Here is a 15,328-nt window from a genome sequence, read left to right on the forward strand (position 1 = left end):
CCCGCCGGGCCGCTTTACGTATCGCGCGCGCAACGGCGGCGTGAAACTCTCGATCTTGCGGTGATGACTTCGGCGAGTGAACGGTAGTGCTTCTCAAAATTGTCCCGGCTCCTCTGAAAACGGCGAATTACGTCTGCCCTTGGGACGTCATGCCCTCCTTGCTTGACTCGCGTGGCAACGCGGCGCAAGGCCAGACTTACCGAGGGTAACGTCAGGTAAATAATCTCGATTCGATACCCAACCGCTCTGCATCTACGCAACCGCCCGAGTAGACTCAATCCACTCAAGGTGCTTTCAATAGCGAACTCCACGCGAGCCGCGAATAGTCGATCAAGCTCCCGCAAGAATATCCGGCCCGCTGCGACCGCCGCCAATTCGGGACGCAAGGGCGAGAGCCCGGCAGCGATGAGATCTGCGTTTACGAAGTAGAGGATGCTACCGCCCTTTGGCAAAAACTCCCGGGCGAAGGTCGTCTTCCCCGATCCGTTCGGACCGGCGATCACAATGCAACGTGTGGCCTTCCGCCGGTCTCCCGCCTTCATCTCTGGGCGCCGCAATGACTATCGGTGGCACTCATGATAGTAAGGTGTTTCGTAAGCCATTGAATGTCTATAAATTAATACCGTTTTGGATTTTATTATCAGCGGCCTTTGATAATAAACTCGAAACGATCAACCCTCCGTTAGGGCTTTCTCTAAGCGAGCAATGTCCTCCTCAATCTCTTGGCGCCGATACTCGAACTGCATGGCTCCGATAGGGTCGTCCCTCGCACCCATCGCGGCGAGCATCGCTTCGACAGCCGCCAAGTCGGCCTGTAGCCAGTCGATTTCAGAATTTGGATTCACAGATCTATTCTCCTTTGTCCAATCCGCATTGTCACGGTGACTTGCCGCGCAGACGCCGGTAGGCCTCCGCAGCCATCCACCCGGTCACCGTCTTCTGAAACGGAACGTCATTCATGAAGCGCACATATATGTCCTCATTCTGATCGATGCGCTCGACGAACAAAGCATTCAGTAGATTCTTGAACACCAGTTCGAAATTGTCACCCGGATTTACCGCCACCGCTTGTTTCAGGCCTTCATCCAGGACGGCAGCCTCGACCATCTGGTCGAAGAAAAGCTGATCCGCCTGATTGAAGTCGGTTCCGAACCGTTCATTAACTAGATCGAGCAAACGCGATAGTGGCACCGCCTCACGCGCGACTAATCCACTGCCTACTTTGGTCGACCCGTCGAGGGATCGCGCGTACTCTTTACTAAGGCCGATGGATCCCTCGCTGATCTTCTGAAGACGGTAGTACTCAAGCCTTACGTCGTCATCGAACTGATAGGCTGGGCCGCTCTTTCGCCGCGGCAGCTTCGCCGCCAATTGCCTCACAAACACATAAAGGCGCTCTAGGTAGGAGTCTTGATAAGGAATTATCTGGCTCAGGAAACCGTATAGATTGAGCGTCATGCGCAGGTAGTCGAACACAAGACGGGGGGACCGGCAAAGGCGGCGGATTGTCTGGGCCACGCCGTCTTGGGTCGAGGACTTGATCACACCGATGGCGAAGCGGCGTAGGCGCGAGATATTCTCCGGGCCGAAACCGGTTCGGATGCGACCTCGGTCCTCGTCATAGTTCCAATCCGGCGTGTCGTGACACGGGTTCTCGATACACCAGTGTCCGCGATTGATCTGCAACACCTGCTCGGGACTGGCTTGCTCTGGGGTGGGGCGGGTGATGCCGTAGGCGATCTTGGCGCTTGAGCCGCCGGTGTTCTTGTCGGTGCGGCGGCGCTCGATCAGGAACACTTGCCCCACATGCGGGAAATCCAGGTGCTTGTTCAGGGCGCTACTGCACCAGATGCGGCGGGTTTCGATGCGCCCATGTTCGCAAGCGGAGGCTTGGGTGAAATGGGCCGGGCCGCGATCGCGGAACAACAACTCGATATCGGCTTGTAGGCGGGGTTGGTTGCCTTTGACGATGAAGTGCTAGTGCGCCTGGCGCTCGCCGGCCAAGTAAGCGCCGAGTTTGCGCTGAGTATGCAGGGCATCGGCGGTGATATCGCGCCCGGCCAGCTCAATGGCATCGAGTGGCACGATCACCATGCCGGTTTCGTTGGTTCGCTTTTGCTCCTCGCTACCGGCTACGGGGAGGGTGCCGGCTGGGTGTGGCAGATCTTGGACTCATGGCCCAGCACGCTCATCACGTGGGTGTGCTGGCCTTGTGCATCGATGGCGTTGCACATCGTCTTGCCGTCGATGGCCAGGCTCTCATGGGTTTGCCCGAAGGCGGCGTTCCAGCGCTGCAACGCCTGGTCCAAGGCGGCGGGGTCCACACGAATCGGACAATCGCGGATGATCGATTCGCTGGGCACGAGGTAGTCTCCCGCGTTATCGCGCCGGCAACCAAACCGGCAAGTGCCCTCGGACCCTAGCTCTGCGCCCACCCGGCGATGGCTTTGTAGCCGCGCATCTCGCACAGAATCACGCCCGCGGCAATGGCCAATACCGTGGGCAAGCGGTGGCGCCGGCCCTGTGCCCGGCGCGGGTCGGGGATGGCACAGAAGAAATCGGGCAAGGCGCGCATGTGCTCGGCGCTCATCATCATCTTGGGGGCTCCGCTACGGTGAGAGGATTCGCTCAGGGGCCCGCACAGCTTCGCGCGCGCCCCGGCCACTAAAGGATAGGTGAACACGCGTTTGGGGGTTTGCGGCTCAGGGCTATAGCCTTGGCGGGTGCGCAGGTATCCCTTCGTGAATCCCACCTCGGTCCAGTTCGCCGCGCGGTATACCGTGCCCGTGAAGCGTTGCGGATCCACGAAGGTCTCCAACAACCACACAGGATGTCCGAAGCGCGTTTGCCAATCCGCTCCCATGCGCCGTGCCACGAGACCGAGCACGCGCGAGCCCAGGCTGGGAAAGTGCCATTGCGGCAGAATCAAAAAGCGGCTGTTGTTCGCGATCAGCTTGAGCCGGTCAAAATGCAAGCGGAAATCCCATCCGATCCGGCGATCACGCGCCGTGCATTTCCACGCCGCCGAGCAAAACCCGCACAGCGCCACCCATTACCCTTCGTAGCTCGCCGCGTACCACAGCGTCTCGCCAATCTTGGGCAGCGCCCCAAGGTAATGCGCCTGCCCCTTCAGGTCCTGGTAGCGCGATTCCTGCGCTCGCTCCACCGGGCGTACACTCACCTGCGATACATCCATCCTCGGGCTCGATCAGCATGGCATGCGCTATACATGACGCGAAGCGTGCGGGGATGTCCGGGCTTTGGCTAAATCGTTCCGCCACTCAGCGAATTAAGGGAAAGGGCAAATCCGCCCTGGGTTGCCCTTTACTTGCTATTGATGCCCCGCGTGGAACCGGCTACCATCGCACGCCTATTGGGGAGCGCCGAGGGCCGGATTCCCTTACTTTCATGAGGTCAATATGGACACGCAAGATCGTATTCGCAAGCAAGTCACCGATAACAAGGTTGTGCTCTACATGAAGGGCACGCCGGAGGCGCCGCAGTGCGGGTTCTCCGCCACGGCCGTGCAGATTCTGGAAGCCTGCGGGGCGGAGGACGTCGCCACCGTCAACGTGCTGGCCGACGCCGAAATTCGCCAAGGCATCAAGGAGTTCGCCAACTGGCCTACGATCCCGCAGCTCTACATCAATGGCGAGTTCGTGGGCGGCGCGGACATCATCCGCGAGATGTACGAGAACGGCGAGCTGGAAAAAGTCCTCAAGGGATAGTTCTCAGAATCCAGCGGTAACCAAAGGGCTGGCAAGGCGCCAGCCCTTTTTATTTAAGGTAAGACCTCATGGCTTCAAGCAACACCGAGCGGTACGCCGAACTGCGCGCAGCGGTGCGCGCCCTGTGCAAGACCTTCGTGCCCGAGTATTGGCGCAAGCTCGATGAAGAGCGGGCCTACCCGGAAGCTTTCGTCAAGGCGTTAACCGATGCGGGCTGGTTGTCCGCCCTGATCCCGGAAGAGTACGGGGGTTCGGGGCTGGGGATCACGGAAGCCTCCGTCATTCTGGAAGAGGTGAATCGTTCCGGAGGTAACTCAGGGGCCTGCCACGCGCAGATGTACATCATGGGCACACTCTTGCGCCATGGATCATCCAGGCAGAAGTCCGAGTACCTTCCCAAGATCGCCAAGGGCGAGATACGCCTGCAATCCTTCGGCGTGACGGAGCCCAGCACGGGTTCGGACACCACCAAGCTCAAAACCACGGCCGTGCGCAAGGGCGACCGCTACGTGGTCAACGGGCAGAAGGTGTGGACTTCGCGCATCCAGCACTCGGACCTAATGCTGCTGCTGGCCCGAACGACGCCATTGCCCGAAGTGAAAAAGAAATCCGAGGGTTTGTCCGTGTTCCTGGTGGACTTGCGGCAAGCCATCGGCAAGGGCATGAGCGTGCGCCCCATTCGCAACATGCCCAATCACGAAACCAACGAAGTGTTCTTCGACAATCTGGAGATTCCCGCCGAGAGCCTCGTCGGCGAGGAAGGCAAGGGGTTCCGCTACATCCTGGACGGCATGAACGCGGAGCGCATCCTGATCGCCGCCGAGTGCGTGGGCGATGGGCACTGGTTCATCGAGAAAGCGGTGAACTACGCCAAGGAGAGGGTGGTGTTCGACCGCCCCATCGGCCAGAACCAGGGCATCCAGTTTCCCATCGCGCGAGCGCACATCAATGTCGAGGCCGCCGATCTCATGCGCTTTCGCGCCGCCGAGCTGTTCGATCGCAAGGAACCGTGCGGGGCCGAGGCCAACATGGCGAAACTTCTAGGGGCGGATGCCTCCTGGGAGGCGGCCAACGTGTGCCTGCAAACCCACGGCGGTTTCGGTTTCGCCGCTGAGTACGACGTGGAGCGCAAGTTTCGCGAAACCCGGCTCTACCAGGTGGCGCCCATCTCCACCAATTTGATTCTTTCCTTTATCGGCGAGCATGAGCTGGGATTGCCGCGGTCTTACTAACCCGCGTCGAACGGTAGGCCACTCGCCATGATGGCCTTGGTTGGGCTCTCGTTACGCCGCCCGTACACCATCGCGGTATTGTCGCTGCTGATCCTGCTGCTGGGCGCGCTCTCGGCCTCGCGCATGATCGTGGATTTCTTTCCGCGCATCGACATTCCCATCGTTTCCGTGGGCTGGCAGTACTCGGGGCTATCCGCCGAGGAAATGGAGCGGCGCGTGGTCATCATCAGCGAGCGCGCGTACTCCACCACCGTGGCGGGTATCGAGCGCATCGAGTCCACCTGCATTCCGGGCATCGGCCTCGTCAAGGTTTACTTCCATCCCGGGATGGACATCGGCGCCGCCATCTCCCAGATCAACGCCATCAACGGCACCATATTGCGCATCCTGCCGCCGGGGATTTCGCCGCCGGTCATCGTGAAGTACAACCCGGCCTCCTTGCCCATCGTGAACATGACCTTCTTCAGCAAGACGCTGCCGGAAGGAAGAATATTCGACCACGCCTTCAACTTCGTGCGCGTGAAGCTCTTCACCGTGCCCGGCATGCAGGTTCCCGCGCCCTTCGGCGGAAAGTTACGCCAGATCTCGGTGGACTTGAGCCCAACCCTGATGCAGGCGAAGGGCGTATCGCCCAACGATGTGATCCAAACGCTGCAAACTTCCAATCTCCTGATTCCATCTGGCACCGCGCGCATCGGCACCACCGATTACAACGTGCTGATGAACTCCAGCCCGCCCACGGTGGAGGAATTCAACCGCATGCCGCTCAAAATCGTGAACGACGTGCCGGTCTTGATGGGCGACGTGGCCAAGGTGGAAGACGGCTTCGCGGTGCAAAACAACATCGTGCACGTGGACGGGCGGCGCGCTACCTATCTCACGATCTTGAAGCACGCCGACGCCTCCAGTCTCGCCGTGGTGGAAGCCACGCGCAAGCTGTTACCGGAGATCCAGGCGGCCGCTCCCGAGGGAATGGAAATCAGCCTGGATTTCGATCAATCCAAATTCGTGCGCGCCGCCATCAGGAACGTGACATTCGAGGCGGTGCTGGCTTCGCTGCTGGTGAGCTTGATGATTCTGGTGTTTCTTGGTAGCTGGCGCAACACCATCGTGGTGATCACCTCCATTCCCTGCGCCATGTTCGCGGGCATCATTTGCCTTTATCTCACCGACAATACCATCAACCTCATGACACTGAGCGGCCTCGCGTTGGCCACCGGTATTTTGGTGGATGACGCCACGGTGGCGGTGGAGAACATTCACCGGCACCGCGCGCTTGGCCAGCCGCTCACGGTGGCCATCCTCGAAGGCTCGCGCGAAGTGGCCATGCCGCGAACCATGGCGACGTTAGCCATCTGTATCGTGTTTTCCCCGGTAGCTTTTCTGTATGGCGTGTCGAAATACCTTTTCACGCCGCTGGCGCTGGCAGTGGTGTTCTCGCTGCTCGCTTCCTATATTTTGTCCTTCACCTTGGTGCCGATGCTCTCGCGTTTCTTGCTGGAAGGCGAACACCACGACGACGGAACGGCACCCAAGACCTTTGGCCAGCGCTTTAATCACGCCCGCGAACGAGTATTGGACGGGCTCATTAATTTCTATGGGTCCGTGCTCGCGGTCATCTTGCACCACCGGGTATTCGTCGTCGTCATGATGGTGGTCATCGGCGGCGCAAGCGCCCTGCTGGTGCGCGTGGTGGGATCGGATTTCTTCCCCGCCGCCGACGTGGGCATCATGAAACTGCATTTCCGCGCGCCCGTGGGGACGCGCATCGAGGAAACGGAAAAGCTGGTACTGCGGGTGAACGACGAAATCCGCAAGGTGATTCCAGAGCAGGAGGTGGACCGCATCAACAACATGGTGGGCGTGCCGCTATTCTTTAACTTGACCATGGTGCCCACCGATAACATCAGCGGCATGGACGCCGATGTCCTCATCTTGCTCAAGAAACCCCATAAGCCGGTGGCGCACTACATGAAGGAGATTCGCGCCAAGGTCGCTCCACAATTCCCCGGCTCGACCTTCTATTTTCAGAATGCCGATATCGTGACCCAGGCGCTTAACTTCGGCCTGCCCGCTCCCATCGACATTCAGATTCAGGACAGCAATTTCGAGCGCGCGCAAAAGTACGCCTCTCGCGTGAAGCTGGCGCTGGAGCACATTCCCGGCACGGTGGATGCGCGCCAGATGCAAGTGCTCGACTATCCCGCGCTACGCGTGGACGTGGACCGCCTGCGCGCCGCGCGCATGGGTCTCACCCAGCGCGACGTGGCCACCAGCGCGCTGGTGTCGCTCTCGTCTAGCGCCATCATCAGCCCCTCGTATTTCCTCAACCCCAACGGGGTGAACTACACCGTGTCCGTGCAAACACCCCAGGAGCGCATTTCGACGGTGGAAGAGTTATTGGCCACACCCATCACGCCCATGTCGTCCTCGATGGTGGTGACGAACTCCGTGCAGCCCACGCAGCAGCAAGGCGGCAACACCATTACCTTGGGCAACGTGGCTACCGTCAAGCCGGAGTCGAGCTACCAATCGGTTAGCCATTACACCGTGCAGCGAGTCATCGATGTCGCCGCCAACATCGAAGGACGCGATCTGGGCGGCACCGTGACGGATATCCAGAAGAAGATCGATGAAATCACCGCCGAGCCGGATTTTCCCAAGACCACCAAGATCGTGGTGCGCGGGCAATACGAGGTGATGCAGGCCTCCTTCACCAGCATGTTGCTTGGCTTGGTGCTCGCCATTGTTTTGGTCTACGCCCTGCTGGTGATCCTGTTCCAAAGCTGGACCGACCCCTTCATCATCATGATGGCGGTGCCCGGCGCCTTGATCGGTATCCTATGGATGCTTTCGCTGACGGGCACCACGCTCAACGTCATGTCCCTGATGGGTGCCATCATGGCGGTGGGAATTGGCGTGGCGAATTCCATCTTGATCGTGAGCTTCGCCAACGAACTGCGCGCCGCCCGCCCTGCGATGAGCCCCATCGATGCGGCCATCGAGGCCGCCAAGACCAGGTTGCGGCCGGTGGTGATGACCGCCTTGGCCATGATCATCGGCATGATGCCCATGGCGCTGGGATTGGGAGAGGCGGGAGAGCAGAACGCGCCGCTGGGGCGCGCGGTGATAGGCGGCTTGATAATGGCGACCATTTCCACACTGGTGGTGGTGCCGGTGATTTACAGTTTGCTGCGCAAAAAGATGCCGGTGCTGCACCGGCTGGATGAGCGTTTCGACGCGGAATCGCGCGGCGAGCGTTTTGATTATTGAGAAGAAAATCTTGGCGACTTCCAACGGAAATAAATCCTTCGCGGTTTTCTACGTTCTGGGCTTCGCATTGTTGGTCGTGGTGGCCGGCGCGGTCTGGTTCTTTTGGAAAGGTAAGGAAGCGCATCAATCCGAGGAAGTGAAGACCCGTGAGGCGGCCTTGGCGCAAGGGCCCAAGGTCGCCGTAGTCAGCGCGTGGAAGGGGCCAAGCACTCGCAAGCTGGTCTTGGTGGGCGAGGCCTTGCCCGATAAACAGGCCACGCTGTACTCCAAGGTCAGCGGCTATCTGGCGAAGATCTCGGTGGACGTGGGTGACCGCGTGAAGGCCGGGCAATTCATAGCCGAGATCCAATCTCCCGAGATCGACCAGCAAATGAATACGCTCAAGGCCGGTATCGAGAACAAGCAAAGAGTGCTCGATCGCACGAAGGATCTGGCGGCTCAGGGATTTTTCTCCAAGCAGTCTCAAGACAATGCGCAAACGGAACTCAACGTGGCGCAAAGCCAATTGAACGAACTGCGCACCGTGAGCCGTTTCCGCGTGCTGAACGCGCCTTTCGATGGGGTGGTGACCCGCCGCTATGCGGACCCAGGGGCGTTGGTGCAAAACGCCGCCACCAATCAGACTTCGGCACTGCCCATCGTGACGATCGCCGACATCTCCAAACTGAAAGTGTCGGTCTATGTGGAGCAAGCCGAGGCGCCCAACATCAAGCCAGGCTTGGAAGTGGAGATCGCCGATGCCGCCAATGCGGCACGCAAGGTGAAAGGCAAAGTGAGCCGCGTCGCCGCCGAGCTCGATTCCAGAACGCGCACCTTGCTGACGGAAGTGGATTTCGATAACAGCAAGGGCGAGTTCGTGGCGGGCAGCTTCGTCAACGTCATCTTGTCGATTCCCGCCACCGCCTTTATCGAGGTTCCCGCGAGCGCGTTGGTGTCGCGCGACAAGAAAAATTTCGCGGCCATCGTCGGCGCGGACGCGAACGTTCAATTGCGTCCCATCGAGGTGGCGGGCACCGACGGCAAGGTCCTGCGCATCGCCAGCGGCGTTGCCGAGGGCGACAAGGTGGCGCTAAGCCTGCCTGCCAGCGTGGGGGACGGCGCGAAGGTGAGTCCCACACCGCCGCCACCCGGAACTCCGGGACCTCTGGCGCCTGCTGCCGCGCCGCCACGGCCAGCCAAACCATAAGCTGGCGAGGTTTGGCGCGGAAGGCATGATTCCAAGTCGCTAATTCAAAGGATACCGGTCCAAATCCGCGAGCAAGTCATCGAACGCGGAGAGCGGAAGATGTATCTCCTCGGACGGCTTGGGATCCAGCATTTCGGGAAACACGCGATAGGTGCGCCCGGCACGTGCCGCCTCTCCTTTCCACCCTGACTCAGTGTTGGGCAGGCGCGGTTTTACCGTGTTGTGTACCTGTGCATCGGCTATCGAGGCATCCGGCCGCGCGAGTACGGTGTCGGTGAAGAAATTGATCGCACCTAGATCGAATTCGCGCGCGAAGTAACGCCAATGAATGAGATCCAGGGTTCGCGTGAGTGCCTGGTCGTTCATCGGGCTGGTGTGCCGCAGCCTTTTCAGCAAGGCATCGCGATAGCGCGCGAACTCGTCCAAGAATACGGAAGGTTCCTCGATAAAGGCGTAGAACGGATGTCCAAGCAATTGAATTTCGTCCAGGCGCCGCCAGCAATAGACGAGGGGCAACCGGCGGACTTTGCCTTCCAACACGGTATTGGCTGACCATGCGAGTTCTCGGAACAACAATCCATCGGTCCTTGCCACGGTATCGAAGGTTCGCCGAAAAGCTTCGGTTCTGAAGGTTGCCCAGCAAACCGGTTGGTACCGGCGCACCAATTCGTTGAGCCGCGCAAGCTTTACTACCAGAGTAGGGGTCGTTCGCGCCAAGCGCCGAAGATTCCTTGAACGCTTGCGAGCTGGGTTCGTTCGCGTAGCACTTGTCACTCGTAACCACTACCACTGCACGTAAGCCAGGCACTGAGCGCGCGCCGTCGAGCACGTTGGCGGTGCCCATCACATTGGTGGCAAAGGTGGCCAGCGGATCATCGTAGGAAACCCTGACAATGGATTGCGCGGCCAAGTGAAAGATCACCTCGGGTTGGAAGGATGTAAGCAACCGCGCCACCGCTTTGCTATCTCGGACGTCAGTCCATGGATCCGGCGGAAGTTCGGGTGCCACGGCAAGCCGGTATAGATTGGGCTGCGTCGCGGGCGCCAAGGCAATCCCTTCGACTTGGGCGTCCAAGGTTTTTAGCCATAAGGTTAGCCAGCTCCCCTTGAAGCCCGTATGGCCCGTGACCAGGGCGCGTTTTCCGCGCCAGAATGCCACGTTTATATCCATGCTTTCATGTCCACACTTTCCAGGGCGCGGCGCCACTGGCCCAGAGTTCTTCAAGTAGCGCCCGGTCGCGCATGGTGTCCATGGGTTGCCAGAAGCCTGAATGCACAAAGGCGGAAAGTTGGCCGGCGCGTGCAATGGTTTTCAAGGGTTCCAGTTCCCATGACGTGTCATCGCCGCCGATGTAATCGAAGGCCCGGGGAGATAGCACAAAGAAGCCTCCGCTTACCCAGCCGCGATCGCCATTGGGTTTTTCCTCGAAGTCGCAGATCTTGTTGGTTTGGAAGTTCAGCGCACCGAAGCGGCCCGGCGGTTGCACGGCGGTTACCGTGGCGAGGGTATTCTGGCTGCCATGAAATGCGATGAGTTTGGTCACGTCAACATTGGCCAAGCCGTCCCCATAGGTAAAGCAGAAGGGCTCATCGCCTAAATACTTGCGAACGCGCCGCAGCCTTCCGCCGGTCATGGTCTTCTCACCCGTATCCACCAAGGTGACCTTCCAGGGTTCGGCGCCGTTCTCGTGCACCTGCATGCGATTGTTTCGCATGTCGAAGGTCACGTCCGACATGTGCAAAAAGTAATTGGCGAAGTACTCCTTGATGAGGTATCCCTTGTAACCGCAGCAGATGATGAAGTCATTCAGGCCATGGGCGGAGAAGATCTTCATGACGCGCCAAAGCACCGGCCGGCCGCCAATATCGATCATTGGTTTAGGCTTGAGGTGAGACTCTTCGCTGATGCGGGTGCCAAACCCGCCAGCCAGGATGACGACCTTCATCGATTAAAGCGTTGTTTGGCGAGTGCGCGCGGGGGCCACGGACTCGTGCCAATTCTTAAACATTGTCATACTTGGGCTTAACGGCCCTCCTAAAGACGACTTTAGATTTTGTTAAATTGCCCTCCTGGCGTGGCGGCTGGGCAGGCCTTCGCCTCCGCCAGAGGACGCGTGCTCAGGGGGCGAACATGGTTTCTGTATGGCCATACCGCGATTACTCGATTCGGATCATGGCACTATTCGGCAAAGTGAAACACGGTGTCCGGTAATCGATTCCATGGAGGGAACAACTAGGTCATGAGCTTACGTCTGGGTTTAAACGTGGGTGGCGCCGGTAGCGCCGCGCAGATGGAATTGATCCTGGAGGCGGAACGTCTCGGCTTCGATTCCGCGTGGTGCAGCGAGGCCTATGGCGCCGACGCGGTGTCATGCCTTGCCTGGATTGGGGCGCGCACCACGCGTCTACGAATCGGATCTTCCATCCTGCAAATCCCCGCGCGCACGCCCTCCATGACGGCCATGACCGCCATGAGCTTGGACCAGCTTTCCGGCGGTCGCTTTATTCTCGGCCTAGGGCCGTCGGGCCCGCAGGTGGTGGAAGGCTGGTATGGCGTGCCCTATGGCAAGCCTCTCTCGCGCATGCGCGAGTACGTCTCCATCATCCGCGCCATTCTCGCGCGCGAGGCGCCGCTCACGCACCAAGGGGAGCATTACCAGATTCCCTACACCGGCCCTGGCTCCACCGGCTTGGGCAAGCCGCTGAAGAGCATTCTTCACGGCCGGCGCGATTTGCCTATCTACACGGCCGCCATCACACCGAGCGGAATTGCCTTGGCGGGGGAAATCGCCGATGGTGTGCTGCTCTTGATGATGGATCCGGAGCGCACGGATTTGATCGAACCGCATGTTCTAGAGGGCATGCGGCGGGCGGGGCGGCCACCGGATCTGTCGAAGTTCGACATCGCGCCCTATGTTCCGGTGCGCATGGGAGACGATCTTGCCGAATGCCGGCGACCCATCAAGGAGTGGCTGGCGCTCTACATCGGCGGCATGGGGGCTCGCGGCAAGAATTTCTACAACGATTACGCGCGGCGCTTGGGCTATGAAGCCGCGGCCGCCACCATCCAAGACCTGTTCCTGAGCGGGCGTAAAGCGGAAGCCGCCGCGGCCGTGCCCGACGCCCTGATCGACGCTGTAGCGCTCATAGGGCCCGCCGCGCGCATCCGCGGCCGGCTGGGCGCATGGAAGCAAGCCGCAAAGCGCGGGAGCGTGCGTACGATGATCCTGATGATGGGCGGCAAGGAAGAGCTACGCGTGGTTTCGGAGTGTGTTGCCCCGTAGCGCGGGCGCTATACTGGTTTCCACGCAATCACTTCGTTAGCGAACATGCGCAGCCACCACGACATGGGCGGATTGCCAGCCGGCCACATCGATCACGCCGAACACGATTACGCTCTGTGGGAAAAGCGTGTGGATGCCATCATGGTTTTGCTGTCCAAGAAGGGCATGCTAACCGTGGACGAATTGCGCAAGAATATCGAGGGCCTGGGCCCCAAGGCCTACGACGGCATGACGTACTACGAGCGCTGGATTTACTCCGTCGGCCAAACCCTGCTACAGCGCGGTATCATTACCATCGACGAGCTGGGCCGCAAGATCGAAGAGGCGAAGGCGAGGGGCCATGGCTGAAGCATACGCACCGCGCTTCAAGGCGGGTGACACCGTTTCGGTGCGCGCGGCCTATCCTATCGGCCATGTGCGCACGCCCTACTACATTCGCGGGAAACGCGGCGTGATCGAGCGTTTGTGCGGCGCTTACGCAAACCCGGAGGAACTCGCCTATGCGCGCCCCGGTACGCCCAAACAACCCTTGTACCGGGTGCGCTTCTTACAAAGGGAAGTGTGGCCGGCCTACCGCGGTAATGACCGAGACAGTATCGACATCGAGATCTATCAGCACTGGCTGGAACCTGGAGAGTGACCCATGGCACACGAACACCACGACCACCATGATCATGATCACGCACCCCACAATCCCCCGCGGCCGGACCTGGACGATAGCATCACTTACTGGCGTGCGATGGAAATCGCGATTCGCGAATTGCTGATCGAAAAAGGCCACCTCGGCGCGGAAGAAATTCGCAGGCAAGTGGAGGACATGGATAGCCGCTCGCCGGTGCTGGGTGGTCGTGTTGTCGCCCGCGCGTGGACCAATCCCGCTTTTAAGGAGCAACTACTCAGCGAAGGCAACGACGCCGTCGAGTCCCTCGGGGTCGATCGCGGTCTTTACAAGCTGGTGGTGGTGGAGAACACCGATGCCGTTCACAACGTCGTCGTGTGTACGCTGTGTTCCTGCTACCCGAGGTGGCTGCTGGGGCTTCCGCCCGATTGGTACAAGAGCCGTAACTACCGCTCGCGCACCGTGAACGAGCCGCGCGAGGTGCTGAAGGAGTTCGGCACCACGGTTCCCGATGACGTGGTAATCCGCGTGCACGACTCCACCGCCGACATGCGCTATCTGGTGCTGCCAAAGCGCCCCGAAGGCACGGAAGGTTGGAGCGAAGAGCAGTTGGCCCAAATCGTCACGCGCGATTCCATGATCGGCGTCGCCCAGCCCCAAGCCCCCAGCCCCTAGCCCCTGCACTTGGAATGCTCCCCCTTCAAGGCATTACCGTAGTTTCGCTGGAACAAGCCGTTGCCGCCCCCTTCACTACCCGCCAACTGGCCGACCTGGGTGCTCGCGTCATCAAGATCGAGCGCCCGGGTGCCGGCGATTTCGCGCGCGGTTACGACAAGACGGTGCTGGGCCAATCGTCCCATTTCGTCTGGCTGAATCGTTCGAAGGAAAGCCTTACGCTGGATGTGAAGCACCCGGATGCGCCAGAGATCTTGCACCGCCTGCTCTCGAAGGCCGATGTCTTCGTGCAGAATCTGATCCCCGGCGCGGCGGCGCGCTTGGGCCTGGCGTCCGATGCGTTGCTGGATAAATATCCGGGCATCATCGCTTGCAATATTTCCGGCTACGGCCCCGATGGGCCCTATAGCGATAAAAAAGCCTACGATTTGCTGATCCAATGCGAGTCGGGATTGGTTTCCATCTCCGGCACGCCGGACACACCCAGCAAGGCCGGCATCTCCATTGCCGATATCGCGGCGGGTATGTACGGCTACACCGGAATCCTGACCGCCCTCTTTCAACGCACCCGCACAGGCAATGGCACGAGCTTCGATGTATCCATGTTCGAGGCGCTGGGCGAGTGGATTGGGTTCCCCGCCTACTTCACGAACTACGGCGGCAATGCCCCGCCGCGCACCGGCGCCGCTCACGCCACCATTTATCCCTACGGGCCTTTCGCCGCGGGCGATGGCAAGACGGTGTTCTTCGGCATCCAGAACGAGCGCGAATGGGCGAGCTTTTGCGCCACCGTCCTGGAGCAAGCGCCGCTCGCCACCGACCCTAGGTTCGATTCCAACGCGCACCGCGACGCCAACCGGGAGGCCTTGAGCAAGATCATGGGCGCCGTATTCTCGAAGCTCACCGTTGGGCAACTGGTAGAGCGGTTGGACCACGCCCAGATCGCCAATGCGCGCCTCAACACCATGCAAGAGTTCTGGGAGCATGAGCAGTTCAAGGCCCGCGGCCGCTGGCGCACTGTGGATACGCCAAACGGGCCGGTGAGAGCGTTGATACCGGCCGTAACCATGCAAGGTGTGGAGGCGCGCATGGACCCCGTTCCCGCGGTGGGGCAACACACCCGTGAGATTCTTTCGGAATTAGGATTCGACGGGGCTTTCGTCAAGCGGCTGGAGCGGGACCAGGCGATTTAGCAGAGCCATTGCCCTTAAGGGCACCTCTAATAATCACTTTTCTACGACGGATCTCTTACCGCGTTAGCGAAATGAGTTTCATTCTCGGCCAGGTGACCTTCAGTCGGGTTATTTCTCGCCTTTCAAGGCGTTTTGCGA

General features: G+C 60.0%; 13 protein-coding genes and 1 pseudogene. 9 read left to right on the top strand and 5 right to left on the bottom strand.

The genetic code is table 11. From position 1 onward, the window contains the following. Positions 1 to 14 precede the first annotated feature (14 nt). The 3 genes and pseudogenes from EXR36_08235 to EXR36_08245 form a co-directional block, all read right to left on the bottom strand. The gene (locus EXR36_08235; GenBank protein MSQ59617.1) at positions 15 to 542 is read right to left on the bottom strand and encodes a Zeta toxin family protein; all 528 of its coding nucleotides are present in this window, start codon (positions 540 to 542) and stop codon (positions 15 to 17) included. A gap of 334 nt (positions 543 to 876) precedes the next feature. Then, the gene (locus EXR36_08240; GenBank protein ID MSQ59618.1) at positions 877 to 1,971 is read right to left on the bottom strand and encodes an ISAs1 family transposase; all 1,095 of its coding nucleotides are present in this window, start codon (positions 1,969 to 1,971) and stop codon (positions 877 to 879) included. A gap of 161 nt (positions 1,972 to 2,132) precedes the next feature. Then, positions 2,133 to 2,752 (bottom strand): annotated as a pseudogene (locus EXR36_08245) (transposase family protein). A 667-nt stretch (positions 2,753 to 3,419) separates the two neighbouring features. Here EXR36_08245 and grxD point away from each other — a divergent pair. The 4 genes from grxD to EXR36_08265 all read left to right on the top strand — a co-directional run bounded on the left by grxD (position 3,420) and on the right by EXR36_08265 (position 9,419). Next, positions 3,420 to 3,728, top strand: a complete 309-nt coding sequence (gene grxD / locus EXR36_08250; protein MSQ59619.1) for a Grx4 family monothiol glutaredoxin — start codon at positions 3,420 to 3,422, stop codon at positions 3,726 to 3,728. A 68-nt stretch (positions 3,729 to 3,796) separates the two neighbouring features. Continuing rightward, positions 3,797 to 4,960, top strand: a complete 1,164-nt coding sequence (locus EXR36_08255) for an acyl-CoA dehydrogenase (GenBank protein MSQ59620.1) — start codon at positions 3,797 to 3,799, stop codon at positions 4,958 to 4,960. A 30-nt stretch (positions 4,961 to 4,990) separates the two neighbouring features. Further along, on the top strand, positions 4,991 to 8,233 hold the full coding sequence (locus EXR36_08260) for an efflux RND transporter permease subunit (protein MSQ59621.1): 3,243 nt from the start codon (positions 4,991 to 4,993) through the stop codon (positions 8,231 to 8,233). Next, positions 8,187 to 9,419, top strand: a complete 1,233-nt coding sequence (locus EXR36_08265; GenBank protein ID MSQ59622.1) for an efflux RND transporter periplasmic adaptor subunit — start codon at positions 8,187 to 8,189, stop codon at positions 9,417 to 9,419. Before EXR36_08260 ends, EXR36_08265 begins: the two co-directional genes overlap by 47 nt. A gap of 190 nt (positions 9,420 to 9,609) precedes the next feature. Here EXR36_08265 and EXR36_08270 read toward each other — a convergent pair whose 3' ends face one another. Further along, complete coding sequence (locus EXR36_08270; GenBank protein MSQ59623.1) at positions 9,610 to 10,590, bottom strand: NAD-dependent epimerase/dehydratase family protein; 981 nt, start codon at positions 10,588 to 10,590, stop codon at positions 9,610 to 9,612. 4 nt (positions 10,591 to 10,594) lie between these two features. After that, positions 10,595 to 11,365: a glucose-1-phosphate cytidylyltransferase gene (rfbF, locus tag EXR36_08275; protein ID MSQ59624.1), complete on the bottom strand. Its 771-nt coding sequence runs from the start codon at positions 11,363 to 11,365 to the stop codon at positions 10,595 to 10,597. A 294-nt stretch (positions 11,366 to 11,659) separates the two neighbouring features. Here rfbF and EXR36_08280 point away from each other — a divergent pair, with 294 nt between their 5' ends. Genes EXR36_08280 through EXR36_08300 form a run of 5 tightly spaced genes read left to right on the top strand, consistent with a single transcriptional unit; the run spans position 11,660 to position 15,190 of the window. Next, positions 11,660 to 12,703, top strand: a complete 1,044-nt coding sequence (locus EXR36_08280) for an LLM class F420-dependent oxidoreductase (GenBank protein ID MSQ59625.1) — start codon at positions 11,660 to 11,662, stop codon at positions 12,701 to 12,703. A gap of 45 nt (positions 12,704 to 12,748) precedes the next feature. After that, on the top strand, positions 12,749 to 13,051 hold the full coding sequence (locus EXR36_08285; protein MSQ59626.1) for a nitrile hydratase subunit beta: 303 nt from the start codon (positions 12,749 to 12,751) through the stop codon (positions 13,049 to 13,051). Further along, complete coding sequence (locus tag EXR36_08290) at positions 13,044 to 13,343, top strand: nitrile hydratase subunit beta (GenBank protein MSQ59627.1); 300 nt, start codon at positions 13,044 to 13,046, stop codon at positions 13,341 to 13,343. Before EXR36_08285 ends, EXR36_08290 begins: the two co-directional genes overlap by 8 nt. A 3-nt stretch (positions 13,344 to 13,346) precedes the next feature. Further along, on the top strand, positions 13,347 to 13,997 hold the full coding sequence (gene nthA / locus EXR36_08295) for a nitrile hydratase subunit alpha (GenBank protein ID MSQ59628.1): 651 nt from the start codon (positions 13,347 to 13,349) through the stop codon (positions 13,995 to 13,997). A gap of 14 nt (positions 13,998 to 14,011) precedes the next feature. Further along, on the top strand, positions 14,012 to 15,190 hold the full coding sequence (locus EXR36_08300; GenBank protein ID MSQ59629.1) for a CoA transferase: 1,179 nt from the start codon (positions 14,012 to 14,014) through the stop codon (positions 15,188 to 15,190). Positions 15,191 to 15,328: the final 138 nt, after the last annotated feature.

Source organism: Betaproteobacteria bacterium, from assembly GCA_009693245.1.
Taxonomy (GTDB): domain Bacteria; phylum Pseudomonadota; class Gammaproteobacteria; order Burkholderiales; family SHXO01; genus SHXO01.